This is a genomic window from Streptomyces sp. NPDC058092, assembly GCF_042884935.1.
Lineage (GTDB): Bacteria > Actinomycetota > Actinomycetes > Streptomycetales > Streptomycetaceae > Streptomyces.
In genome coordinates, this window is record NZ_JBHVSY010000008.1 from 1 (window position 1) to 25,335 (window position 25,335).

Genomic DNA, 25,335 nt, shown 5'->3' on the forward strand with positions numbered 1-25,335 from the left:
CACACACCACGTGATCATTCCGGGGCCGTCGTCATGCCCGGAAGGCAGATCACGACCGTCACGCATCACGCATGATCAGCCACCCGACAGGCTCTCAGGCGCGGCGGCGACGGCGTCGTTGTAGACGTCGCCGGTGAACCAGCGGGCGGGTCCCTTGGCGGTGGTGATCGAGCTTCGGGTGATCTGCGCGGTCGCTTCCTTCTCCGTGAGCGTTTGGGCCGGTGAAACGCGGCTGGCCACTGGCTCGCCGAATGGTGAGGGCGGCGCGTGTTCCGGAGTAGCCGCGCCGGGGGTCAGGGCTTGAGGAGGGTCTTGATGGCGCGGCGTTCGTCCATGGCCTTGTAGCCCTCGGCGACCTGGCCGAGGGGCAGGGCGAGGGTGAAGTCCTTGCCCGGCTCGATGCGGCCCGACAGGACGCGGTCGATCAGGTCGGGGAGGAAGCGGCGTACGGGGGCGGGGCCCCCGCGCAGGCCGACGTGGGAGAAGAACTTCCTGTCCGTCGATGCCGACCTCGTGCGGGATGCCCACGAAGCCGATGTTGCCGCCGGGCCGGGCGGAGTGCAGGGCCTGCCGCATGGCCCGGGCTGTGCCTACGCATTCCAGCACGCTGTCGGCGCCGATGCCGTCGGAACCGGCCGGGCTTGACGGAGGTGACCTCGCTGCCGACCTCTTCCGCGAAGCCGACGTACTCGTGCCCCATGGGTGTGCGTGCTCGGTCGGCTCCGCGCCGCGGTAGCAGGGCGATTGCAAAATCTGATGCTCTTGGATGGGTGCCGGTCAGCTGAGTCCGAGGAGGGGCAGTGGCCGCTCGAAAGGGTAGAGGGACATCTCGCGGAGTCCGGCGGCGATGTTGATGCGGTCGGCAGCACGGAGATCAATTACCCTTCGCGCGGAGATCAATTACCGGTCCCGTAAAGATTCATAATGGCATCGCCGCAGCGCGGGAATGATCTATTTTTTGCGAGCAAGGGGCGGAATTCGCCATTCCAGTGAGGGCAATCAATCGCCGCGCCGACGACGGTTCCATGATGCATTGTCATGCCTCTGATCTGCTGTTTTAGCTCTACTTGGACAGAGTTCAAAAGGGATCATGGACTCCTCCGTGGTGCGAACGGAATTCCTCCCCCTTGACGGGGTGCGAGCGCTCTGCGATCGTCCTCGGCATTCCAGCGTTTGGATCTCGGGGGGAACATGTCGAGCAATGCGCGTGCGCGTTTCGCTGCGGAATCCGCTGCTCGGCCTGCGCCTTCCCCGATCGAACTTCCCACGCACTGGTACCACTTCCTGCCCGACCTTCCGGCCCCGCTGCCGCCCGTCAAGGACGAGGGCACGCCGTCGGCCGCCGACATCGCCCGGCAGGTGCGGCCGAAGGCCCTGCTCGACCAGGACCGGCCGGCCGAGCGGTGGGTGCCGATCCCCGAGCCGGTCGCCGACCGGCTGCGCCGGATCGGCCGCCCCACACCGCTGCACCGGGCGCGGGCGCTGGAGACCGAACTCGGCACGCGGGCCCGCATCTACCTCAAGCGTGAGGACGTCCTGCCGACCGGCAGCTTCAAACTCAACTCGGCCATCGCACAGGCGCACTACGCGGCCGAAGAGGGCCGGACGACCCTGGTCACCGAGACCGGCGCGGGCCAGTGGGGGATGAGTGTGGCGCTGGCCGCCTCCCTGCTCGGCCTCGACAGCGAGGTCTTCATGGTCCGCTGCTCGCTGGACCAGAAGCCCTACCGGCGCCACTACATGGAGCTGTTGGGCGCCACCGTCCGCGCGTCGCCGTCCCCGGACACGTCATTCGGCCGGGAGCTGCTCGCCCGCTCCCCCGATCACCCGGGGAGCCTGGGGACGGCCATCAGCGACGCCATCCGGTACGCGCTCGATCTCGGGCCCGGGGCCGCCTACCTGTCCGGCAGCGGGGTGCCCCACGTGTACCTGCACCAGACCCTGCTCGGCCTCGAGGTCCAGGCGCAGCTCGCGGCGCTGGATGAGCCGATCGGCGTCCCCGGGCGCGGCGACCACCTCATCGCGTGCTCGGGCGGCGGCAGCAATCTGTGCGGCCTCATCGGCCCCTTCCTCCGCTCGCTCGGCGACGGGAGCCGTGACCTGCGCCTGCTCGCCGCGGAGTCCACGGCCGCGCCGCGGCTGACGGCCGGGCGCTACCAGTACGGCCGCTCCGATCTCGCGGGACTCACCCCCGAGGTCCTCGGGTACTCCATGGGGCCCGACTACGTCCCGCCGCCGGTGCACACCGCCGGGCTGCGGAACCACCACAGTTCCAGCGTGGTCAGCCTGCTGCGTCACGAAGGCCTGCTCGACGCGGTGGCGATCGAGGAGAAGCGCGCGCTGGAGGCGGGACGCCTGCTCCTGCGGACCGAGGGACTGCTCCTCGCGCCCGAGTCCACACATGCGCTCGCGGCGGCCGTCGACGTGGCGGCGCGGGCCGAGGAGACCGCTGCGGACCCGGTGATCGTGGTGCTCGCCAGCGGTTCGGGACTGCTCGACCTGCAGAGCTACGACGAGGTGCTGTCGGGGAGCGTCCGATGAGCGCGGCCGCACGGCCGGCCGGCCGTCCCCGGGGCGCGATGCTCGGCGGCTTCCGGCCGGTGCCGGGCGTGCACTGCGAGACGACCATGCTCAACAACATGCTGCGGCACGCGGGCATCGACGTCTCGGAGGCTCTGGTCTTCGGCCTGGGGCAGGGGATCGACGCCCAGTTCTTCCCGCCCCCGCCGCACGTGCCGGCGCCCCCGATGCTGACGGGACGCGTCGGCCCGGGCCGTATCGCCGAGAACGCGTGCGCTGCCATGGGCCTGAGCCTGGCCACCGTGCAGGAGGCCGACGACGCCGGCGCCCACGCGCAGGCGGTCTCGGCGTTGTCGGCGGGTCAGGTCGTAGGGGTGACGGTCGACATCTTCCACCTGGACTACTTCGCCTCCCGCACCCACTTCTCGGCGCACTGCCTCGCCCTGCACGGGCTCGACGCGTCGACGGCGTACGTGGTCGACACCACACAGCAGGGTGGCGCCCAAAGGCTGCCGCTGGAGTCCTTCACCCGGGCGCGGGCCTCCGACGAGGGCTTCATGCCGTCCCCACGGCTGCACTGGCACCTCGACGGCGGCCGCGACCCGCTGACGGGCGGCGCGGCGGACCTCGTCCCACAGGTGTGGCCCGCCGTCCACGGCGCCGCCGCCCGCTGTCTGGACCGCGGGCGGGGCGACGACCGGGGGATACCCGCCCTGCGCCGGGCGGCCGAGGAGTTACCCGGCTGGCAGCAACTGCCCCGCAGCGAGGTGACGATCCCCGAGACCGCGAGGTTCTGGCGGTTCGCGGGGACCGGTGGCACCAACTTCCGGGGCCTGTACGCGGAGTTCCTCGCCGAGGCCCACGCCCTGACCGGCGACGCGGATCTGCTGCCGAGCCTGACCCGGTTCGAGGAGATCGTCACGGCGTGGACGGAACTCATCGACCACCTGACCGCCTACCCCGAGGCGCTGGACCGCGCCGCGCACCTGAAAGAGGCCGCCGCCCGGCTGCACGCCGTCGCGGACGCCGAGGAAGCCGTCTTCGGGCGGCTCCTGGAACTGTCCCGCGACCGGGTCGGGGCGGTGTGAGCGCGATGGGTCCCGGACGTACGACCACGGTGAAGACGGTGTGCCGGATGTGCCACGGAGGCTGCGGCGCGCTCGTGGAGCTGACCGACGGAGTGCCCACCGGGATCTCCGGCGACCCGGAGAACCCGACGAGTCACGGCTACTTCTGCATCAAGGGCAAGGCGTCCCTGGACCTTGTCAGCAGCCCGGACCGGCTCCGGAACCCGCTGGTCAGGACCGGGCCGCGCGGGAGCGGCTCGTTCCGCCCGGTCGGTTGGGAGGAGGCGCTCGACCAGGTGGCCCGCAACCTCCGGAACAGCATGGAGCGCTTCGGTCCCGAGTCGGTGGTCTTCGGCCAGGGCACCGACCGCAACTACCAGGAGTGGGTCTTTCGGCTCGCGAACGCCCTCGGCACGCCCAACGTGGTGGGACCGGCCCATGTGTGCTTCTACCCGCGCGTCATGGCGTCGATCCTCACCTACGGGGGCTTCACGTTCTGCGACTACGCCGGGGACCCGGAGGTGGCCCTGCTCTGGGGCAGCAACAAGCTCAACACGCACTCCGACGGCGTCATCGGCGTCGGTCTCATGCGCGCCCTGGAACGCGGCACCCGCCTGGTGGTCGTCGACCCCAGGCGAACCCGTACCGCCCGGCGTGCCGATCTCCACCTGCAGCTCAGGCCGGGCACCGACACCGCGCTCGCGCTCGGTCTCGTCCATCTGCTGATCGCCAACGGCTGGTACGACGCCGGGTTCGTCGCCCGGCACACCTCCGGCTTCGACGTGCTGGAGCGTCATGTCCGCGCGTACGACCCCAGGACGGTGGCCGGGATCACCGGGCTCGAACCGGACCTCATCGAGACCGCGGCCAGGATGTACGCGCAGGCGTCCCGCGCCTGCATCGAGGCCGGTACGGGCCTCTCGCAGTGCGACAACGCCTTCGACACCCACCGGACGATCGCCGTCCTGACCGCCCTGACCGGGAATCTCGACGCTCCCGGCGGGGACGTCATCTGGGACCCCATGCCCATCGAGGGCCGTCGGGGGTTCCCCCGGACCGACCTGCTGTCCGAGGAGCAGGCGGCCAAGCGCATCGGCGGCACCGCGCACAAGGTGCTCTCCATGACCGGCTGGGTGGCCCCGGCGGACCTCCAGGAGGCGATCCTGAGCGAGCGTCCCTACCGGGTCAGCTCCATGGTGGTCTTCGGCTCCAACCCGCTGGTCTCGCACGAGAATGCGACGGCCACCAGGGCGGCTCTCGCCAAGCTCGACTTCCTGGCCGTCGCCGACATGTTCATGACTCCCTCGGCGAAGCTGGCCGACGTCGTGCTCCCGGCCTCCTCCTGGCTGGAGCGCGACCAGATCGTGGAGTTCAACTCCTACCTCGCGGCCCGGCAGCGGGTGACGACCGTGGAGGGCGCCCGGTCCGACGAGGAGATGATCATCGGGCTGGCGCACCGCCTCGGCGTCGGGCACCACTTCTACCCGAGCCTCGAAGACGCGCTGGACGCCAAGTTGAGCGGCATCGGCCTGACATGGCGGCAGTTCAAGGAGGTCGGCCACCTCCCCAACACCAAGCAGTACCGCAAGTACGCGGACGCCGGCTTCCGCACCCGCTCCGGCCGGGTGGAACTCGCCCACCGAGGGCTCGAAGCCATGGGGTACGACGCGCTGCCGACCTTCCGGCCGCCACCCGCCACCACGGACGAGCTGCCGTTCGTCATGACCAGCGCGCACAACCTCCAGTTCTTCAACACCGAGTTCCGGCAGCTCCCCACCACGGCCCACCGCTACCGGGAACCGCGCGTGACGCTCCACCCCCGGGCCGCCGAGCGCCTGGAGGTGGCCGACGGGGACCAGGTGGAGATCTACCGGGACCCGGACCGTCCCGGCGTCGTGATGAGGGCCCAGGTGTCCGACGCGGTGGCCCCCGACGTGATCGTCGCGGACGCCGGCTGGTGGTACCCGGACGAGGACGACATCGACGCGGCCACCCGGTCGTCGATCAACCGGATCACGGACAGCGACCGCCGCGACCCGTACATGGGCAGCTCGATGCTGCGGGGTGTGCCCGTCGGGCTGTGCCGGGTCGCGGACCCACAGACGGAAGGGGGTGCCCATGGCAGGCATCCGGGGCACTGACCGAATCCACGAGACCGAGGACGGGCTGCAGGGACCCGCACTGGCACTCAAGTACGACGAGATGCAGCGTCACATCCGGGACCGCGGCTGGCTGCAGGAGAAGGTCGACAGCGTCCTGGACGCCGGCATCGACTCCGGGCGCGTGCTGGAGGCCGGCTGCGGCCCCGGCTACCTCGGCCTCGAATGGGTCATCCAGGCCACCGGCGACCGCACCCTGGTCGGCATCGACATCTCCCCGGCGATGCTCGACCGGGCGCGGACCAACGCCCGCGCCTACGGGGTGTCGTCCCGCACCGACTACACCGTCGCCGACGTCATGGACCTGCCGTTCCCCGACGCGTCCTTCGATCACGCCTTCAGCTCGGCGTCCCTGCACGAATGGTCCGACCCGGTAAGGGCGCTGCGCGAGATATACCGCCTCGTGCGCCCCGGCGGCGCGTTCTGCGTCTCCGATCTCCGCCGGGACATCGACCGGACCACGCTCCAGTTCATGAAGGCCAACATCGCCGTCGACATGCGTCCCGGGTTCCGCACGTCGGTCCGGTCCGCGTACACGGTCCCCGAGGCCGCCGATCTGCTCCGGCAAGCCGGAATCCGAGCCGACAGCGTGACGGCGGTGCAGATGGGGCTGGTGATCGCGGGACGGAAGGAGAAGGAGTCATGACCACAGCCACCGGCAGCCACCCCTCCGCCCACCGCGGTGAGGCGGGCACGTTCCCGACCGACCACGAGTTCCCGGCCGTATGGCGTGAACTGCTCGCCGAGTCCGCGGCCTGGACCCAGGTCGACTGCGCGTCGTACCTGCGCGCCTGGTGTGGTCGGTCGCCGGCGGATGTCGCCGCGCGGTTCGCGGGGGTGAACCACATCGGCGTCTATCTCGGCGACTACTCCTCCGACGAGGAGGTGTTCCGCTGGCACTCCTACCTGGAGGACCTACAGCGCACCGGGGAGCTGACCGCGGTCGAGATGGGCCCGTCCTACATCTCCCCCCGGCAGTACGGGACGCCCGGCTGGTGGCTGTCGGTGGCCCTGCCCGACGGCCGGGTGATCGAGACCTTCACCTGCCGGCACTTCGGCGCCTGGCCGAGCAGGCCCCTCCCCGAACGCCGGCGCCTGATGTCGCACGTCGCCCTGGAGGTGTCCACCGCCGAGGACGTCCAAGCGGTCCTCAGCGGACTGGAACGGGACATCGAGCACGTCGAGGCCATCGCCTACACCGAGGCCGACGACGTGGGACACACCTACGGGCACCTGCGCAACAACGCCACCCAGTCGGTGCTGGAAGTCGTCTACGACGCCGCGAAGAAGGAAGGCGTCGCGGCCACGGGGGAGGTCTGATGGTGAACTGGCTGTCCGGCGAGCACTGCGAATCGAGCGCCCTGGTCAACATGTTGCGCACCCGTGGCATCGACGTCAGCGAACCGCTGGTCTTCGGCCTGGGCCGCGGTCTGTCGTTCCTCTACTGGCACTCCAAGCAGATGCCGGCCCCGTTCCTCGGGGGCCGCGTCAAGCCCGACCACCTGATCCGGAACGCCACGCGCGCCCTCGCCGTCGAACTGCGCGAGAGCGAGACCACCTCGCAGGCCAAGGCCGAGCGGGAACTCCTCGCCGCCCTGGAGACCGGCGAGGTGGTCGGCCTCAAGCTGGACCGCTTCCACCTGGACTACGCCGAGGACAGCTACCACTTCGCGGCCCACTACCTGGCGTGCATCGGGTACGCGTCCGATACGTACAGCGTCGTCGAGACCAGCGGACTGGGGGTCCGCACCACCAGCCGGGAGAGCCTCGCCCGGGCCCGGGCGGCGAAGGGGCCGATGAGCTCGCGCAGCCTGGCGTTCCGCCTCGGCGGCTCCGACTTCGACCCGGCGGACCTGCCTGCCGCCTGCCGCGAGGCGGTCGCGGCGACCGCGCACGACTTCCTCAATCCGCCGATCACCAACATGGGGCACAAGGGCTTCCAGAAGGCCGCCCAGGCCGTACGCGGCTGGTGCGACACCCTCGACGACCCGGCGGCCGCGTTCACCTTCCTGTCCCACAGCATCGAGGACGGCGGCACCGGCGGCGGCTTCTTCCGCACCCTGTGGGCCGATTTCCTCGACGAGGCGGCCGAGCTGGCCGTCGAACCGGCCTACGCGGCCGCCGCCGACACCTACCGCGGACTGTCGGCCCGCTGGACCCGTATCGCGCACCTGCTGCGCGACGAGTCCGACCCGGCGGTGCTCCGCAAGGCCGCCGACGAGGTCGCCGCCACCCTGACCGACCTGGGACAGGCCGAACGCGACGCGATGACGAAGCTGGCGGACACGCCATGACGACGCCGACGGACCACCGGGCGACCCGGACGGAGCAGCTGCACGACGTGATCGCGGCCCGCCGCCAGGTAGCGCGCCGGGTCGCGGACGTGGCGTCCCTGGACCGCGAGGGGCTCAGCAGGTGGGCGGCGCTCGCCCTCGCGCGGACCGTGGCCCACGCGCACCGCAACTCGCCCTTCTACTCCGGCCGCATCGCCGGGTCAATCGTGGAGGCCGTGGCCGCTGACCCCGAGGCGTTCCGGTCGGTGCCCTTCACGACCCGGCAGGACCTCGCCGCGGCCTACCCGCTCGGTCTGCTGGCGGTCCCCCTGCGTGAGGTGACCCGGTTCGACGAGAGCTCGGGGACGGGCGACGGCAGCTCGATCGCCGCCTTCTTCTCCGCCGACGACTGGGTCGAGAACAACCTCATCGTGGCCCACCTCCTCTCCGCGGTGCTCGACGGCACCGACGTGGTCGCCGTCGCCGTCCCGTACGAGCTGGCGGGGGTCGGCCAGGACCTGGACCGTGCCCTGGAACTGCTCGGATGCACGATCGTGCCGCTCGGCGCGGCGTCGCCCGACTGCCCTCCGGAGCGCATGGTGCAGGCCCTGCGGCGCTCCGGGGCCACGACGCTGATCTGCTCGGGCACCCGCGCGCTGCTGCTCGGTGAGGTGGCGCGGCGCTGCGGACTCGACCCGGCCCGTGACCTCGCGGTCGACAAGATCCTTACCGCCGGCGAAGGGGCCTCGCCCGCCAAGAAGGCGCTGCTCGCCGGTCAGTGGGGCGCCTCCGTCTACTCGATGTTCGGCATGACCGAGACCAACACGCTCGCCATGTTCTGCGCCCGGCAGGACCTCCACCTGGTCGAGACGCGGACGTTCTTCGAGATTGTTGATCCCGCCACCGGACAGAGGCTCCCCGACGGCGAGACCGGCGAACTCGCCGTGACCACGCTCGCCAGCCGGGCGATGCCGCTGCTGCGCTACCGCACCGGCGACACCTGCCGGATCGAGGCCGAGCCGTGCCCGTGCGGCTCGCCGCTGCGCCGGCTGCGCCACCGCGGCAGGCTGGGGGACCGCATCGCGGTCGGCCGGGGCTGGGCCTCCCAGCTGGAGATCGAGGACGTCGTGCTCGGCGCACTGACCCGGGCCCCGTACTTCTTCGCGTTCGACGTCGACGGGCCCGTCCTCGACATCGCCCTGCCGCCCGACAGCGCGGCCGACAAGCGGACCCGGGACGCGATCACCGCGGAGGCCGCCCGGCGGTTCGGGGCCGACACCCGGTTCAGCGTCCTGGACGTCCCGGCCTTCGAGCACGCGCTGCGCACCTCCGCCAAGCCGACCATGCGGAACTTCCTGCGCGCCCCGGGGGAGCGGACGTCATGACAGAGGCCCCGCTCCCCAGCCGGCTGCCGCTGGAAGGCCGGTTCCACATCGACGACACCTGTATCGACTGCCAGCTCTGCCGCGACCTCGCCCCCGACAACTTCGAGAGCGACCCCGACAACGAGACCCACTACGTCCACAAGCAGCCCGACGCCGAGGACGAACTCGACCGCGTGCTCGACGCCTACGAGTCGTGCCCCAGCAACTCCATCCGCTACCTGCAAATCTCCACCGAGGAGTGACCGCGATGACCACGCAGGAGTCCCACGCGTGTCCGGTGCCCACCCTCGGGGTGAGCCCCGGGACACCGGCCGGCTGCCCCGGAGCCGACCTGCCCAGGAACGAGCTGGGGGCCATCGCGCCAAGCTACGACCACCTCCACCGGATCGACCTGATCACGGCGGCGAAGGAGAAGTGCCCCACCGAACCCGGCTCGTACGAGTCCACCGTCCGCGCGGTGTTCCAGGCGGCCGAGGTGTGTCTGCTCAACCTGGCCCGGCTGACCGGCCGGGCCCGGGAGGCGGTCGAGGCCCGTGACTTCGCCACCGCCTCCCGCTTCGTCCAGTGGAGCATGGGCTTCCACCGGCTGCTGCGGAGCCTCGGCGCGGTGTGCCAGGAGGCGCAGAGCCTCTGCGGGAGCACCACGCGCCCCGGGGTGCGCGCGGTGGACGTGGCCGAGACGGCCGGGTGCGAGGCCTACGTCGACGAGCTGCGCGCCTTCGACGACGAGGTCCGGTGCTCGCTTCTCGTCAGCGACCCGCTCACCGTGCGGGCCACCATCGCGACCGCCGGCATCGACGACGAGCTGTACCGGCTCCTGCACGGCATCCGGATCTGCAGCCACGACGCCACCAAGTGGGAGAGCGACCTCTCCGGGGTGCCGCTGCCCCTCGAAGGGGACCTGAACGAGATCCTGTCCACGGGGCTGCTCGCCGACGCCGTCGCCGCGACCGAACTCACCCCCAGCACGCTGCACGGTGAGTTCGTCGCCCTCCACCAGATCCCGGAGATCCTGACCGCGGAGTCGAACGACCACCTGGAGCTGGCGGTCCGCGACGTGCGGTCGCGCGCGCTCAGCCGCGCCGCGGCGCACCTGGCGGTCTGCGGCGCCGTCCTCGGCCCCGTGGTCGAGGCGCAGCGGATCATGGCGGAGCTGCTCGCCACCGGCGAGTACCACGGCTTCCGGGAGAACCTGGGCCCGGCCAGCGGCACCCACTCGCTGGCCATCAAGCAGCACATGTTCAAGGACCTCTTCAAGCACTTCTGGAACGACATCTCGAAGTGGCTGACCACGGACGGCGAGGGCTCCCTCGAAGGCACCACCCGGGCCATCGACGCCGACCGGCACACGGACTCCGACTCCTGGCTGCGTCATCAGGTGCTGCACCAGGCGTTCCGGCTCCACCACACGTACCAGGAGTGGCGGCACGAGCATCTGCACATGCCGCGCAACTGCCTGGGGAGCGGCGGGACCAAATCGATGATCGGCATCTCCGACGGACCCCAGGCGGTCTACAAGATGCGGGACGCCGCCAACGCCCAGCACTCGCTGAACGCGGTGCACAAGGCGCGGGGCGTCAAGTTGACCAGCCTCGTCGACCGCTCTCCGCTCACCGCCCTGCTCACCGATCCCGCCTCCGTGGACTCGGAGCTGATGCGCATCGTCGGTGAGGCGACCCGGGAGTACTTCCCCGAGGTCCAGGAGCAGGGCTACCAGCAGTTCACCACGGGTGCACCCGAACGGACGCCGTAGGAAGGCCGGGAATGCCGACATCAGAATCCGAGACCGCCGCGACGACCGCGACCCCGGCGGGTGACACCCGTCGCCCGCCGGGCCCGGGGGCGCACGACGGCCGGCCGGGCCTGGGGGCCCACGACGGCGCCTCCTTCGTCGCCAGCCTGGCCGACGACCGCGAGGTGTGGGTGGAGGGCAAGCGGGTCGACGTGACCACGCACCCCGACTTCCGGCCGATGCTGCGCACCCTCGCGGACCTGTACGACCGTCAGCGGTCACCCGAGCTGGTGCAGGAGATGACGTTCCGGTCCGACGCCGGCGGACACCCGGTCAGCCTGTCCTACCTGGCTCCGGAGTCGCCCGAGGACCTGGACCGCAAGTGGCTCAACTCCCGGCACTGGGTGGAGGGTTCGCACGGCCAGATCTCGCGCGTCCCGGACTTCATGGCCAACGTGGTGGTCGGGCTCCACGACTTCCGTCACGCGCTGGCGGAGGTCGACCCCGTGTTCGCGGAGAACGCCGAGAAGTACTACCTGCACTGCCGCGAGAACGACCTCGTCCTGACCCACGGCCTCGGCGACCCCCAGGTCGACCGGTCGGTCACGCCCACCCAGCGGCCCGAACTCGGCCTCCAGGTCGTGCACCGGGACGACAGCGGCATCGTGGTCCGCGGGGCCAAGCAGATCGCCACCCTCGCGCCGTACGCGCACGACGTCCTCATCTATCTGTCGCCCGCCAACTACCTGCGTGAGAACCCGGCGTACGTGTGCTGGTTCGGCGCCCGTCTCGACACCCCCGGGCTAAAGATCCTCTGCCGCCGCTCGTACCACGGGCAGCCCCACACCCTGGGCTCCCGGTTCGACGAGCAGGACGCCATGCTCGTCTTCGACGACGCCTTCATCCCCCGCGACCGCGTCTTCCTGCTCGACGACGCGAACACCGCGGTCAAGGGCTTCCACGCGCTGAACCGCTGGTCCCTGTACACCGGGCAGATCCGGCTCCACCACCGGCTCCGGGTGATGCTCGGCGTCGCGTCCCTGCTCGCCAGGTCCATCGGTATCGACAAATTCCGCGAGGTCGGCGCCATGCTCGGTGAGCTGGCCTCCTACGTGTCGGTGGTCGACCTCGCGCTCAAGTCGATCACCCGGGACGCCACCCGGACCAAGAGCGGCCTGCTGGCCCCGGGGACGACCGCCGCCCTGGACTCCATCGCCGGCCTGTTCTCGGAGCGGGCGTCGGCCATCGTCCGGCAGATCGGCGCCTCCGGGCTGATCATGCAGCCCGCCGAGGGGGATCTGGGCGCACCGGACCTGCGCAAGGCGCTTGACCTGTACATGGGTGGCCGTGACACGTCGGTCGAGGACAAGTCCCGGCTCTTCCGGCTGGCCGGCGATCTGGTCATCGACCGGTTCGGCATGCGGCAGGAGCTCTACGAGGCATGGAACCGCGGCGACCCCGCCCGGGTCCGCTCGGCGCTCTACACCACGTTCGTCGATCTTCCAGGCTGCGAAGCCGCGGCACGCGTCCTGGCCGACCTGTTGGAGCACCCGTGAACCACGACAGCATCGTCCTCGAGGGCGTCACGACCCACAACCTCAGGTCGGTCGACGTGACGCTGCCCAAGGGGAAGTTCATCGTCGCGGCCGGGGTCTCCGGGTCCGGCAAGTCCTCGCTGATCATCGACACGCTGTTCGAGCACTCCAAGTCGATCTACCTCGGGGCGCTCTCCAGCAGGTCCCTCGACCTGGGCGACGGCGACTACCAGTTCGACCGTATCGCCGGGACCCAGCCGCCCGTCGCGCTGCGCCAGCGCGAGGGCGGCTACAGCAACCCGCGCTCGACCGTGGGGACGTTGACCGGGATCGACGGGCTCTACCGCATCCTGTTCGGTGCCGCGTCCCACCCGGTGTGTCCGGCCTGCTTCGGCCCGACCGGCGCCGACCTGCTCTGTCCCGACTGCGGCATCTACACCGAACCGCACTCCGCCCAGCACTTCAGCCCGAACCGGCGCGAAGGCAAGTGCCTGCGCTGCGACGGGGTCGGCGAGATGGTCGGCTTCTCGCTCGACCGGATCATCCCCGACCCCTCCAGGACGCTGAAGGAGATCTGGGACGGCGCCGACTCCGGCACCTTCGCCGTGCCCAACTGCCGCAAGGTGTTCGAGGCCATGGCCGAGGACACCGGCATCCCGCTCGACCACCCCTTCGCGCGGCTCACCGACGGGCAGCGCGAGCGGGTTCTCCACGGCAGCGACACCGTCTACTCCATCAAGCTGAGCAAGGTCACCAACGACTTCAGGTTCGAGGGCATCCTCGGCTTCCTCGAACGGGCCTACCGCAACGCCAGCAGCCCCGCCCGGCGCAACGCCTTCTCGAACTACCTGCTCAGGGACGCCTGCCCGGCCTGCGACGGCGGCCGGCTGCGGACCGAGTCGCTGAAGGCCACCGTCGACGGACGCACCTTCCCGCAGTTTCAGCAGGACGAACTCTCCGCCTCGACCGAGCGGCTGCGGGACGCCCTGGCCGAGGGGCGGCTGCCGGGCCAGGTCCGGGAACTGGCCAAGGAGATCGTCAAGCAGTGCGCCAACATCGCGCAGGTCGGCCTCGGACACCTCCAGCTGCGGCGTCCCGTCGTCACCCTCTCGGGCGGCGAGCTGCAGCGGCTGCTGCTCGCCCAGCACCTGGCGAGCGACCTCACCGGTGTCATGTACGTCCTGGACGAACCCACGGCCGGCCTGCACGACGCGGAGACCGACAACATCCTCGCCTCGCTGCGGCGCCTGCGTGACCTGGGCAACACCGTCATCGCCATCGAGCACGACGAGGCCGTGATCGCCGCCGCCGACTGGGTGGTCGAGCTCGGACCGGGCGCCGGTTCCCGCGGCGGCGAAGTGGTCTTCGAGGGCCCCGTCGCGGAGCTGCTGAAGCAGCCCGACTCCCCGACGGCCAAGGCCCTGCACTCCCGGCCCGCCGCCCGGGAGACGGCCGACCTGGGTGACGCCGAGTGGCTCGATGTCCGGTCCCTCACACGCAACAACATCGAGGACCAGTCGGTACGGCTGCCGCTGCGGGGACTCACCTGCGTCACCGGGGTCTCCGGGGCAGGCAAGAGTTCCCTGGTCGCCGGCCTCCACGACAAGGTCAAGGCCGGTCTGAAGGACGCGGGCGCGGCCGGCGACATCGACGGCATCAAGCACCTCGACGACGTGACCTACGTCGAGAAGCGTCCCATCGGCCGCTCCAGCCGCAGCACGCTGGCGACCTACATCGGGATCGGCGACCACATCCGCGATGCCTTCGCGGGCAGCGAGGAGGCCGCCGAACGCAACCTCGGCCGGGCCGAGTTCAGCACCAACGTCGTCGGCGGCCGCTGCGAGGCGTGCAAGGGCCTCGGGCTGGCGGAGGTCGACATGACCCTCTTCCGCAGCGAACACGTCGTATGCGCGGAGTGCGACGGACGACGCTTCCAGGCCCATGTGCTGGAGGTGCGGCTCGACGACCGCAACATCCACGACGTCCTGTCGATGACGGTCGAGGACGCCCTGCCCTGGTTCGACCGCCTCGGCCACGCCAAGGTGGTCAAGGCGCTGACCGTCCTCGACGAGTTCGGTCTCGGCTATCTGCCGCTCGGCTCCTCCACCACCACCCTCTCCGGGGGCGAGGCCCAGCGCCTCAACCTGGCCAGTGAGCTGAACAAACAGCGGCGCAGGGGCACGCTGTTCATCTTCGACGAGCCCACCCGGGGACTGCACCCGGCGGACACCCGTCACCTCCTGGCCCTCTTCGAACGCCTCATCGCCTCCGGCAACACCATCGTCGCCATCGAGCACAACCTGCGCGTCGTCGCCGTGGCCGACTGGGTCATCGACGTCGGCCCGGGCGCGGGCCGCGCCGGCGGAAAGGTCATCCACTGCGGGACACCGGCGGAGCTGCGCGCGTCCGAGGAGTCGACTACCGCGCTCCATCTGCGCCGGGCGCTGGAGGGGCCCACCGCGGCCGCGACCCCGGCCGGGCGGCCGGCCAGGTCCGGTCCGCCGGCGAGCCCGCCGGCGGGGGCGAACGACGTGCTGCCGAGCGCGGTGGCCATCGTGACCGGCTGCGACGGTGACGCGGCGGCACCGCGCGGTCTCACCGTCGCCTCGCTCACGGCGGTCTCCGAGGAACCCGGCCTCATCGGGTTCCTGGTACAGGCGACGAGTTCCAGCTGGGCGAGCATCGCCTCGCGGCCGCACTTCTGCGTCAACATCCTCAGCGACGAGCAGCCGGACATCGCGCGGGTCTTCGCGCGGACCCGGCCCGATCTGCGCTTCGACGACGTGGCGTGGGTGGCGACGGCGAACGGATGCCCCCGTATCGAGGGCGCCTTCGGGCTCATCGAATGCCGGACGGCGGCCAGCTACCGGATGGGCGACCACCTCCTCGTCCTCGGGAAGGTCCTGCGGACCGAGACCGACGACGACCGCCGGCCGCTGCGACACGACGGACTCGGCCGGGACTCCGGCTACGGTTGGATTCTGGCCGACGAACCGGCCGAGGCGGGTGCTGCCACATGACACCCGTCACCGATCGGTTCGAGGCGTACTTCGACCAGTGGCTGCACACGCTGGAGGCCGACGCGCACCGCGGCCCGCCCGGCGGCACCGGCGCCCCGGCCGGCCCCGACGGGCTCCCGCGGCCCTCGGCGCCGGTGCGGTACGGCGAATGGGAGGGTCCCGACGGCGGCACCCACGCGGTCCGGATGAGCCGGCCGGAGTGGATGCTGAACCAGTTCGACACCGCCCTCGCCCTCGGCGACCTCCTCACCCCCGACGACGTGGTGGTCGTCGCCGCCCCCTACGAACTGTCCCTGGAGGGCGCGTCCGTCGAGCGGGCCGTCGAGTGGCTGGGCGCCTCGCTCATCAGCGTCGGGACCAGCAACACGATCTGCCCGGTCCCGCGCCTGCTCGACCTGATCCACCGGTACCGGGTGACGACGCTGGTGTGCCCGCCCCAGCTGGCCGCCGAACTCGCCGCACTCGACGAGGCGGCCGGACGGCGCCCCGCCGCGGCCGGCCTCACCACCCTCGTCGCGACCCGCCCGGCCGCGCCCGAGCGGCTGCGGCGCATCGCCGCAGCCTGGGGCGCGTCGGCGACCGTCCTGTTCGGCACCCCCTCCCGGCCCGCCACGGCCACGCCCTGCCGGCTCGGCCGGCTCCACCTGGTGGCGGACCGCTTCGAGGCGCGTCTCCGGTCGACGGCTCCGGGCCGTATCGACCCCGGCGGGACCCGCGGCGAACTCGTGCTCGACGTCCGCCACCCCGACGCGCCCGCGCCGGTGCCGCAGCCGACCGGAGAGCTCGTCGAGCTGCCTCCACCGGGCTCGCCCTGCACCTGCGGCTCCGAGCGGCAGCTCGTCGTCCCGCTCGGACGGGTGGCCGACGCCGTCGCCACTGCGCAGGGACCGATCACCCAAGTGGACGTCGAGCACTGCCTGTTCGCGTCCCCGCACCCCCAGGGACAGGTCACGAGCCGACTCGAAGGCGACCACCTGACGGTCGCCTGTGCCGTAGGGAGCGCCGGCGGGCGACATCTGCCGGCACTTCGGGAGCTGGTCCGGAGCCGGCTCGGCCCCGCGGTCGAGCTGACGCCGTTCGAGGAAGACCTGGCCGAAGGCGACACCCGTACGAGGAGAAGCTGATGAAGGTAGCGGTCGTACAGACGCGCTGGGCCGACGACCCGGCCGACGGACTGAAGAACGCCCACCTGGCCATCGAGGAAGCCACCGATTCCGGGGACGCCGACGTGATCTGCTTCCCGGAGTTCTTCCTCGGCCCGCCCTGGTACATGCCGGGCCAGAGCCACCTGCGGGGGCGCACCGACACGCGCATCCCCGGGCCGGTCGTCGAGACGTTCCAGAAGCTGGCGCAGAGCAAGAGCACCAACATCGTGCTCGGGTCGGTCGTCGAGGAGCTGGACGACGGCAAGTACAGCAACACCTCGCTGTTCCTCGACCGGAACGGCGAGATTGCCGGGCGGGCCGCCAAGGCGCACGTGTTCGGCAACGAGATGGTGGTGTGCCGCCCGGCCGAGTCGCTCGGCATCATCGAGACGGACTTCGGCCGGGTCGGACTCGCCGTCTGCTCCGATTTCTGGGTGCCCGAGGCCATCCGCGTCATGGCGTTGGCCGGGGTGCACACGGTGTTCGTACCGGGCGGGACCCTGCGCCAGAACCAGGCGCTCATGGTCAACGCCCTGCGCACCACCGCGTACCTCAACGGCGTCAACGTGGTGTACGCCAGCTCCGTCGGGCTGGTCGAGGGCCTCAGGGGCGACCGGGTGGTCCAGATCCACTTCGCGGGCACCAGCCTGGTGGTGTCGCCCGAGGGGGTGACGGCACAGGCCGGCAGTGGCCGGCCGCAGATCCTCCACGCCGACCTGGCCCCGCCGGAGCCGCACGGCGACGGCGAACGCTGGCTCGCCATGCGGCGCCCCGACGCCTACACCCCGCTGCTCGGGGCGTACGTGGGCATGCGCCGCGACCTCGCGGCCGAGCTGCGCGCCAACCTCGCCGAGAGCGACGCCGGCGGGCAGCCCGCCGACGTTCCCGCGACGACACCGGCGGGGGCGTGAGGATGAGCCAGATCTTCGTCGCCCAGTACCGCCGTCGCGCCGACGCGCAGAGCACGTTGGACGCGGTGATGACGCACCTCGACGCCGAGGTCACCGCACGTGCCGGGTTCGTCGTGCTCCCCGAGAACGCCCTCGCCGCCCCGGACGCGGGTCCGCTGCCCGCCGCGCTGCGGGACCAGGCGCTGACCCGGCTGGCCGAACTGGCCCGGCGGCACGGCGCGCACGTCCTCACCGGCTCGTGGGCCGAGGAGAGCGCGTCCGGCACGGGGCTCGACCAGGTCGCCCACCTCCTGGACCCCGCAGGCGAGGTCCAGGTCGTCGTCCGGCGCCCCGTCGACGACCGGGGCCGTACCGCCACCGGCGACGACTTCCCCGTCGTGGACACCGAGCACGGGCGGGTCGGGGTGCTGCTCGGCCCGGACTTCTGGCTGGTCGAGCCGCCCCGCATCCAGTGCCTCGCGGGGGCCGAGCTCCTGCTCGTGGCCGGTTCCACCAGCGGCGCGACCACCGACAGCCAGCATGCCGCCGTCTGGGGCATCGCCACGCTCAACACCGTCGGCGTCGCCGTGGCCAACGGGCTCGACCGACCCTCGGCGGGCGGCTCGGGCATCGCGGTTCCCGACGGCTTCCTGGCCTGGGCCGGCACCCGGGAGTCCGTGGTCAGCGCCGCCTGGGAACCTGACCACATCCGTCATCTGCGCCAGCCGGACCTGCGCTTCCAGGAGACCCTGTGGTTCGGCCTGTGGGCCCGGCGGCCGGAACTGTACGAGAGCCTCGTCGGCGGGCAGCGGCCGTCCGGCGCCGCCGACGGAACGGGGAGCTGACATGCGCCCCACCGGACTCCCCGAAACCGCGGTGCGCGAAGACATCGCCGCGGCTCTGGCCGAGGACATCCCCTGGCCCCGGGTGCTCAACTCCATCTGCACCGCCCCGCACCCGATCGCCGTCGAGGCGGCTCACGCCGCGGCGCACACCAACCTTGGCGACGTACGGATCTTCCGCGGCACCAAGCGGATCGAGCGCAAGGTGGTGGCCCTGCTCCTGGAGCTGCTCGGCCGTCCGCAGGGGGCGGGCAGCCTGGTCTCCGGCGGCACGGAGGCCAACCTCCTCGCCGTGCTCGCCGCCCGCCAGGACGCCCGGGCTGCCGGCCGGCTGACCGAGCACCCGGAAGTCGTCGTCGGAAGCACCGTCCACTTCTCCTTCGACAAGATCTTCTCCGCCCTGGGGATCACCCCCGTCCGGGTCCCCGTCGACGACGGTCTGCGCCTCGCGCCCGAGGCCGTGGAGAAGGCGGTGAGCGAGCACACCATCGCGGTGGTCGCCACCGCCGGGAGCAGCGAACTGGGCGTGGTGGACCGGGTGGACGCCATCGCCGCCGTCCTGGAGCCGCACGGGGTGTGGCTGCACGTGGACGCGGCCACGGGCGGCTTCATCATCCCGTTCGCCCGTGAACTGGGGTTACCGCTGCCGCAGTTCGACTTCAGCCTCGACGGCGTCCGGTCGATCACCATCGACCCCCACAAGTACGGCCTGGCCAACGTCCCCGCCGGGGCGATCCTGTTCCGCGCCCAGGAGGCCTACCAGGCCGACTCGTTCTTCCTGGACACCCCCGCGCACACCACCCTCCTGGGCACCCGCCCCGGCAGCGCGGCGGTGGCCACCTACGCCGTCCTGGAGCATCTCGGCCGGGAGGGGTTCGTCGAGATCACCCGCACCAACTACGAGAACACCCGCTACCTGACCGGCCGGCTCGCCGAGGCCGGGTACGGCCTGCTCATCGAGCCCGAGCTGAACATCGTGGTCGCCCGCGTGCCCCACGCCGCCGAGGTGTCACGTCTCCTCGACACCAGGGACTGGATCGTGTCCACCTCCAGGCGTTTCGACGATGCCGTCCGCATCGTCGTGACCAGGCACGTCACCCGGGACGTGATCGACGAGTTCATCCCCGCCCTGGTCAGGGCCGACCACGAGGTCCGGGCGGAGGTGGCCGCGCGTTGAGCCTGTTCCGGGGACAAGGACTCACCCTCGCCGCCGTCCAGTTGCAGATCGACGCCGGCCGGCGCGAGGAGAACCAGGCCCGTGCGGCGGAGCTGCTCGCCGACGTCGCCGGCCAGGGGGCCGATCTGGCCTGCCTGCCGGCGACGTTCGCCACCGGGCTGAACTTTCCGTCGATCCGCAAGGACGCGACCCCCCTCGACGGTCCCGTCACGGCCTTCCTCGCCGAGCAGGCGCGGACGCACGGGATGCACATCGCGGCCGGCGTCCTGCTGTCGGAGGGCCGGGAGATCTACGACGCCGCCGTCCTCATCGACCCGGCGGGGGACCTGCTCGGCCTCTACCGCAGGGCCTCGCTGTGGGAGGGGGAGCGGGAGTACCTGTCGGCCGGGGAGCCGCTCGACGCCGTCGCGACCCCGCTCGGCCGGATCGGCCTGCAGGTCAGCTACGACCTGCGCTTCCCCGAGGCGAGCAGGCGGTTCCTCGGGCAGGACGTCGACGTCATCGTGTGCGTCGCGAACCTGTTCACCGAGTTCTCCCACCACGTCAGATCCCTGGCGCGCGCCCGCGCCGCCGACAACCAGACCGCCCTGGTGCTGAGCAGCGGCTCCGGGGAGAACCGGTTCGTCGGCATGTCGTACCTGGGCCGGAGCTGCATCGTCGACGGACTGGTCCAGGGCGCCGACGTGGACGACGCCGACGTGCTCGCCGAGGTCCCGGCCCGCAGCCGCGAGGGAGTCGCGATCGCCACCGTGTACCCCCGCAGGCGGAGGAAGACCAGCGACGGGCTCCCGTTCCGTGCGGACACCGCGACGACCTGGCGCACCTCCTACATCTGGGAGGGACGATGACGGCGCCGACGTACAAGCGCGGTGACGCGCACGCGCCCCCGCAACGGCACCGGTTCCAGCTGTCGGAGTGGCTGGCCGACGTGTTCCGGCTGGTGGCCATGGACCTGCGCCAGTTCTTCGACAACAAGCTGTACTCCGTCTCCACCTTCCTCACCTCGGTGTCGATGGTGCTGGCCTTCGGCGCGGCCACGGACCAGATGGCCAGTCCCACCGCGGACGCGGCCAACTTCTTCGACTTCGTGTTCCCCGGCATCCTCGCCGCGGGCATCATGTTCAGCTGCACCTACACCGTCGGCTACACGATCATCGTGGACCGGAACCGGCGCACGATCGAGGACCTGATTCTCTCGCCGCTGTCGTACTCGGGATTCCTCGTGGCGCGGTTCGTCGGGGTGATCCTGAAGTGCCTGTTCCAGTTCGCCGCGGTTCTGGTGCTCGGCATCGTGGTGTTCGACGCCGCCGTCGAGTCCGTGCCGCTCGCGACCCTCGCCTTCGTCACCGGGTGCCTGGCGTTCGCCGGGCTCGGCGTCGTCGTGGCCACCTTCTCGACCGAGATCTCGTTCCCCGCGGTGGTCAACATCATCGTCATCCCGCTCATGTACTTCGCCGGCGTCTTCTTCCCCCTCCAGAACCTGGGGTGGGTCGGCGACGTCATGGAACGGCTCCCGCTGTCGGTCGACGTGGAGCTGTTCAGGGCGGCCACGGGCCAAGGGCCTTCGGCGTCGGGGGAGGCCCTCGCCCTGGCCGTCGGCTACGCCGTCGTGGCGGTGGTCGTGTCGGCGTACGCGTTCAGGCGGAGGATCGGCCGTGGCTGACGCACCCGAGAACAGGACGCCGGTGCTCCAGGTCTCCGGCCTGAACTACCGTGTCAGCCCGGAGTTCGCCCTGCGGGGCATCTCCTTCGAGGTCGAGGCCGGTGAGGGCGTCGCGATCATCGGCTCGAACGGCGCCGGGAAGACCACCGTCATCCGGCTCGTCGCCGGGCTGCTCAAGCCCCGGGCCGGAACGGTGACCGTATGCGGCATCGACGCCCGGCGCTGGGGCCGGGTCAGCCGCCACATCGGCTACGTCCAGCAGTCGAAGGAGCTCCCCGACGGGGTGACGGTCGAGGCCTACGTCCGCTACCAGCTCCGCCTGCACCGGGCCGATCCGGGCCGGCTGCCCGAACTCCTGGCCCTGGCCGGCCTGGAGAGCAGCGCAGGCCAGTACGTACGGACCCTGTCGGGAGGCAGCCAGCGCAAGCTCCACATCATCACCGCGGTCGCGCACCGCCCCGACCTGCTGATCCTCGACGAACCCACCGCGGGCCTCGACCCCGGCGCGCAGCAGACGCTGCTGCGGCTGGTGGCCGACCTGAAGAAGGACGGGGTCGGCGTGCTCTTCGCGAGCCACCACCGGCACGAACTCGACGCCCTGGCCGACTCGGTGGTCGTCCTGCACGGAGGACGGCAGGCCGAGGGCGCCTCGCTGGCCGACATCGCCCGTACGGCCGGCAACCCGCGGCTCGTGCTCGAAACGCATCCGGACGCCGATCCCGGGCCGCTCCAGGCGTGGTCCGAGACGCTGGCCGCGCGCCACGGCGGGGTCCGGGCGGTCCACCCCACACGCTCCGGCGCGGACGTCGAACTGGTCGAGGGCGAGCACCCCCGGGCGCTCGGGGAGATCGTCGCCCTCGCCCACGCCGACGGCATCGGACTCCGCGCCGCCTCCTACCACCAGGCGACGCTCGCGGACATCGTCCGCACCATCGCCCGGCACACCGGATTGGAGAAATGCCCATGAGTATCACCACGACCAGCATGCCGTTCTGGAAGGAATACCCGGAACGGGACAACGAGTGGGTCCGGCAGTACCCCACCAAGCACGTCGCGGTCACCGAGGACGAGGTGTTCACTCCCCAGCAGATGGGCGTGTACATGCACATACCGTTCTGCAACCGGCTGTGCTTCAGCTGCCCGTACATCAAGTTCCAGACCGAGCGCGACCTGACCCTGGCCTACCTCGACGCGCTGAAGGCGGAGATCACCAACTACGGCAACCGGCCGTACATCCAGGACCACGTGATCACGCTCGGGTACATCGGCGGCGGCACGCCCACCTCGCTGACCGCGCAGCAGCTCGACGACCTGCTCGGGCACATGCACGACAGCTTCGACGTCGCCCCCGACGCGGACTTCTCCATCGAGACCACCCCGATCGACATCACCGAACGCAAGGCGAAGGTGCTGCTCGAACGCGGTGTCCGCCGCATCAGCCTCGGTGTGCAGACGTTCGTCGAGGAGGAGCTGAAGAACATCGGGCGGCCCAGCGACCCGGAGATGCTCAAGGCCAGCATCCGCCTGCTCCAGTCGGCCGGCTTCGAGAACATCAACATCGACCTCATGCACGGCATCAACGGGCAGACGATGGAGGGCTGGGAGCACAGCCTCGACGTGGCCATCGAACTCGGCGTCACGTGCGTGTCGTTCTACACGTACATGGAGTTCGCCCAGGTCTCCACCAAGCGCCGCAAGCTGCCGCCCGTCCCGGACCGCGAACTGGTCGACGAGATGTTCTTCTTCGCCGCCGAGAAGCTCACCCGGAACGGCTTCCTGGGCTACTACGGCGACTGCTTCGCCAAACCCGGCTGCCAGCCCAAGTACGGCGAGACGTCCTGGAGCGACGACGTCCCCATCATCCCGCTCGGGCCCACCGCCACCGGTCACCTGCGCGATCACTGGTACTTCAACGAACCCGACCTCGGGAAGTACGTCCAGACCGTCCGGGAGGGACGCCTGCCCATCTCGATGGGGCGGCACATCCCCAAGGACGAGGCCATCCGCAGGTCGATGGTGCTCGGCATCAAGTCGGGCCGGCTCAACCGCGAACGCTTCATGCGGCTGCACGGCGTGAACTTCCTGGAGATGTTCGCCGACGAGATCGCCGGCCTCGTCGAGAAGGGACTCGTCACGGTCGACGGCGACGGCATCGAGGTGACCGGCCCCAAGGGCTGGTACTACCTGGACAACATCTCCAAGACCTTCTACTCGCCCGAGTTCCGCCGCTACCCGCAGCACCTGGGGGCCGACATCACCGGCTTCATCTCCCCGCAGCGCGCGCTCCCGCTCGAAATCGTCAACGCCGGTCCCCAGGGAGGCTGCCATGACCACTGAGACGCCACTGCTCGACCTCGCCGAGCGGGTCCCGCTGGACCGGCCGCACAGCGACATCGAGGCCACCCGGGCCTACGACCTCGGCATGCGCCGCTCCGCCCTGATGGCGTACAAGCGCCCCACCGAGCGCATCCTGGCCGCGTACCGCGAGGGCATGACCGACTTCGTCGACCTCGGGTTCAACACCGGGCTCCTTTCCCTGCACGTCTCCGGCCGACTGCCCGACGTCGCCGTGTCGGGGGTCGAGGAGTTCGGCAACCTCGTGGACGTCGCGGAGGACAACCTGACGCTCTGCGTCTGGGCGAACATGGCCGGCGACGTCGAGTTCGAGCAGTCCAAGCTCAGCCGGCTGCCGTTCCCCGACGACTCCGCGGACATCGTCTACTCGTTCTCGTCGCTGCACCGCTGGCGCCGGCCCGTGGAGACCCTCAAGGAGGCCGCGCGCATCTGCAAGCCCGACGGGACGGTCCTCATCGAGGACGTGAACCGGCTGGCCGAGGAGGGCCACATCACGTTCATCCTCCAGTTCGTCAAGGAGGGCGGTGAGCAGTTCATGCGCTCGCTCAAGGCCGCGTACTCGCCGGAGCAGGCCCGGGACCTGCTGCGCGAGGCCGGGCTCGACGACTGGCACGTCGTCGAGGAGGACCTGGGCCTGGTGATCTCCAACCGCCCCGTCACCCCGGTGAGTATGTGATGGGCCGCCGCACCAGGATCGCGGTGGTTCAGATGGAGTCCAAGCTCGGGCGGGAACCGGCCAACCTGCGGCGCGCCGAACGCCTCGTCAGGCAGGCCGCCGCGGAGGGGGCGCACCTCGTCTGCCTTCCGGAGGCGTTCCTCACCTCGGGCAACATCCTGGAGGTCGCCAACGTCGCGGTGACCATCCCCGGCGACGCCACCGACCGGTTGTGCCGCCTCGCCGCCGAGGAGGGGGTCCACATCGTCGCGGGCCTCCTGGAGCGCGGCGACGACGGCGCGTACTACAGCACCTCGGTCCTGGTCGACAGCTCCGGCGCACTCCGCGGCACCTACCGCCGTGTCCACCGCCACGAGCTGGAGAGCCGCTACCTGGCCGGCGGCACCGCGTACCCCACGTTCGATCTCGACATCGGACGGATCGGTCTCATGCAGGGGTACGACGTGAACTTCCCCGAGGTCTCCCGGGAGTACCTGCGCCGCGGAGTGGACGTCCTCGTCTGCTCCGCGTTGGTGCCGGACATGTTCACGTACGTCGTCGACATGCGGCTGCCGGTGCGGGCCGTCGACGGGGAGTGCGTGCTCGCGTTCGCCTCCGGCATCGGCAACAACCTCTACGCCGGCTTCGGCTACATGGGGCGCAGCCAGATCCTGGCCGACCCGCTCTTCCTGGAGTCGGAGCGCTTCGACTTCGAGGACGGGGACGAGCGCATGCTGGTGCTCGCCGAGGGCGAGGGGACGGGGGTCGTGGAGATCGACCTCGACCGGATGCGCCGCTACCGGGAGAAGGCGACGCTCCGCCACGACCTCAAGCCCGGCACGTACTGGCAGCCCGATCCCGACGCCGCTACCACCGCACCTGGACCAGCCACGGTGTCCAGCCAGACGTAGGAGCAT

Annotated in this window: 22 protein-coding genes and 1 pseudogene; 21 read left to right on the forward strand and 2 right to left on the reverse strand. The window is 71.0% G+C overall.

Translation table 11 applies throughout. The features are described 5' to 3' along the window. Positions 1-75: 75 nt before the first annotated feature. Together ACFVV1_RS15020 and ACFVV1_RS15025 are read right to left on the reverse strand one after the other, a co-directional pair. Complete coding sequence (locus ACFVV1_RS15020) at positions 76-240, reverse strand: hypothetical protein (RefSeq protein WP_389989631.1); 165 nt, start codon at positions 238-240, stop codon at positions 76-78. Between the two features lie 53 nt (positions 241-293). After that, positions 294-624, reverse strand: a pseudogene (locus ACFVV1_RS15025) (IMP dehydrogenase); the annotation flags it as partial. A gap of 567 nt (positions 625-1,191) precedes the next feature. On the opposite strand from ACFVV1_RS15025, the gene ACFVV1_RS15030 reads away from it, so the two are divergent. From ACFVV1_RS15030 to ACFVV1_RS15130, 21 genes are read left to right on the forward strand one after another with little or no spacing between them, the layout of a single operon-like run. Next, the gene (locus ACFVV1_RS15030; RefSeq protein WP_389989633.1) at positions 1,192-2,541 is read left to right on the forward strand and encodes a TrpB-like pyridoxal phosphate-dependent enzyme; all 1,350 of its coding nucleotides are present in this window, start codon (positions 1,192-1,194) and stop codon (positions 2,539-2,541) included. Beyond that, complete coding sequence (locus tag ACFVV1_RS15035) at positions 2,538-3,608, forward strand: BtrH N-terminal domain-containing protein (protein WP_389989635.1); 1,071 nt, start codon at positions 2,538-2,540, stop codon at positions 3,606-3,608. The genes ACFVV1_RS15030 and ACFVV1_RS15035 overlap by 4 nt, the downstream gene beginning before the upstream one ends. Positions 3,609-3,613: 5 nt before the next feature. Beyond that, positions 3,614-5,728: a molybdopterin-dependent oxidoreductase gene (locus ACFVV1_RS15040; RefSeq protein ID WP_389989637.1), complete on the forward strand. Its 2,115-nt coding sequence runs from the start codon at positions 3,614-3,616 to the stop codon at positions 5,726-5,728. Next, on the forward strand, positions 5,706-6,392 hold the full coding sequence (locus ACFVV1_RS15045) for a class I SAM-dependent methyltransferase (RefSeq protein WP_389989639.1): 687 nt from the start codon (positions 5,706-5,708) through the stop codon (positions 6,390-6,392). The genes ACFVV1_RS15040 and ACFVV1_RS15045 overlap by 23 nt, the downstream gene beginning before the upstream one ends. After that, entirely contained in the window at positions 6,389-7,066 is a 678-nt protein-coding gene (locus ACFVV1_RS15050) for a hypothetical protein (protein WP_389989641.1), read from the forward strand. The genes ACFVV1_RS15045 and ACFVV1_RS15050 overlap by 4 nt, the downstream gene beginning before the upstream one ends. Further along, entirely contained in the window at positions 7,066-8,040 is a 975-nt protein-coding gene (locus ACFVV1_RS15055; RefSeq protein ID WP_389989643.1) for a BtrH N-terminal domain-containing protein, read from the forward strand. The genes ACFVV1_RS15050 and ACFVV1_RS15055 overlap by 1 nt, the downstream gene beginning before the upstream one ends. Then, positions 8,037-9,404, forward strand: a complete 1,368-nt coding sequence (locus tag ACFVV1_RS15060) for a phenylacetate--CoA ligase family protein (RefSeq protein ID WP_389989645.1) — start codon at positions 8,037-8,039, stop codon at positions 9,402-9,404. The genes ACFVV1_RS15055 and ACFVV1_RS15060 overlap by 4 nt, the downstream gene beginning before the upstream one ends. Further along, on the forward strand, positions 9,401-9,646 hold the full coding sequence (locus ACFVV1_RS15065; protein WP_389989647.1) for a ferredoxin: 246 nt from the start codon (positions 9,401-9,403) through the stop codon (positions 9,644-9,646). The genes ACFVV1_RS15060 and ACFVV1_RS15065 overlap by 4 nt, the downstream gene beginning before the upstream one ends. 5 nt (positions 9,647-9,651) lie before the next feature. Further along, positions 9,652-11,157, forward strand: coding sequence for a hypothetical protein (locus ACFVV1_RS15070; protein ID WP_389989649.1), 1,506 nt, complete (start codon positions 9,652-9,654; stop codon positions 11,155-11,157). Positions 11,158-11,168: 11 nt separating this feature from the next. Beyond that, positions 11,169-12,692 carry a 4-hydroxyphenylacetate 3-hydroxylase N-terminal domain-containing protein gene (locus ACFVV1_RS15075; RefSeq protein ID WP_389989651.1) on the forward strand — a complete coding sequence of 508 codons (1,524 nt, stop codon included), beginning with the start codon at positions 11,169-11,171 and terminating at the stop codon, positions 12,690-12,692. After that, complete coding sequence (locus tag ACFVV1_RS15080) at positions 12,689-15,691, forward strand: flavin reductase (protein WP_389989653.1); 3,003 nt, start codon at positions 12,689-12,691, stop codon at positions 15,689-15,691. Before ACFVV1_RS15075 ends, ACFVV1_RS15080 begins: the two co-directional genes overlap by 4 nt. Further along, positions 15,688-16,815: a hypothetical protein gene (locus ACFVV1_RS15085; protein ID WP_389989655.1), complete on the forward strand. Its 1,128-nt coding sequence runs from the start codon at positions 15,688-15,690 to the stop codon at positions 16,813-16,815. Before ACFVV1_RS15080 ends, ACFVV1_RS15085 begins: the two co-directional genes overlap by 4 nt. Then, entirely contained in the window at positions 16,815-17,747 is a 933-nt protein-coding gene (locus tag ACFVV1_RS15090) for a carbon-nitrogen hydrolase family protein (RefSeq protein ID WP_389989657.1), read from the forward strand. The genes ACFVV1_RS15085 and ACFVV1_RS15090 overlap by 1 nt, the downstream gene beginning before the upstream one ends. Positions 17,748-17,749: 2 nt before the next feature. Next, positions 17,750-18,571, forward strand: a complete 822-nt coding sequence (locus ACFVV1_RS15095; protein ID WP_389989659.1) for a carbon-nitrogen hydrolase family protein — start codon at positions 17,750-17,752, stop codon at positions 18,569-18,571. Between the two features lies 1 nt (position 18,572). Beyond that, positions 18,573-19,745 carry a tyrosine decarboxylase MfnA gene (gene mfnA / locus ACFVV1_RS15100; protein ID WP_389989660.1) on the forward strand — a complete coding sequence of 391 codons (1,173 nt, stop codon included), beginning with the start codon at positions 18,573-18,575 and terminating at the stop codon, positions 19,743-19,745. Beyond that, on the forward strand, positions 19,742-20,593 hold the full coding sequence (locus tag ACFVV1_RS15105) for a carbon-nitrogen hydrolase family protein (RefSeq protein ID WP_389989661.1): 852 nt from the start codon (positions 19,742-19,744) through the stop codon (positions 20,591-20,593). The genes mfnA and ACFVV1_RS15105 overlap by 4 nt, the downstream gene beginning before the upstream one ends. Continuing rightward, positions 20,590-21,408, forward strand: a complete 819-nt coding sequence (locus tag ACFVV1_RS15110) for an ABC transporter permease (RefSeq protein WP_389989662.1) — start codon at positions 20,590-20,592, stop codon at positions 21,406-21,408. Before ACFVV1_RS15105 ends, ACFVV1_RS15110 begins: the two co-directional genes overlap by 4 nt. Further along, positions 21,401-22,375 (forward strand): ABC transporter ATP-binding protein, encoded by a 975-nt coding sequence (locus tag ACFVV1_RS15115; RefSeq protein ID WP_389989663.1) that lies wholly within the window; start codon positions 21,401-21,403, stop codon positions 22,373-22,375. The genes ACFVV1_RS15110 and ACFVV1_RS15115 overlap by 8 nt, the downstream gene beginning before the upstream one ends. Beyond that, positions 22,372-23,745, forward strand: a complete 1,374-nt coding sequence (locus ACFVV1_RS15120; RefSeq protein WP_389989664.1) for a coproporphyrinogen-III oxidase family protein — start codon at positions 22,372-22,374, stop codon at positions 23,743-23,745. Before ACFVV1_RS15115 ends, ACFVV1_RS15120 begins: the two co-directional genes overlap by 4 nt. Further along, complete coding sequence (locus ACFVV1_RS15125) at positions 23,735-24,439, forward strand: class I SAM-dependent methyltransferase (RefSeq protein ID WP_389989665.1); 705 nt, start codon at positions 23,735-23,737, stop codon at positions 24,437-24,439. The genes ACFVV1_RS15120 and ACFVV1_RS15125 overlap by 11 nt, the downstream gene beginning before the upstream one ends. After that, a complete protein-coding gene (locus tag ACFVV1_RS15130) occupies positions 24,439-25,329 on the forward strand; it encodes a carbon-nitrogen hydrolase family protein (RefSeq protein WP_389989666.1) in 891 nt (296 codons plus the stop codon). Before ACFVV1_RS15125 ends, ACFVV1_RS15130 begins: the two co-directional genes overlap by 1 nt. Positions 25,330-25,335 lie beyond the last annotated feature (6 nt).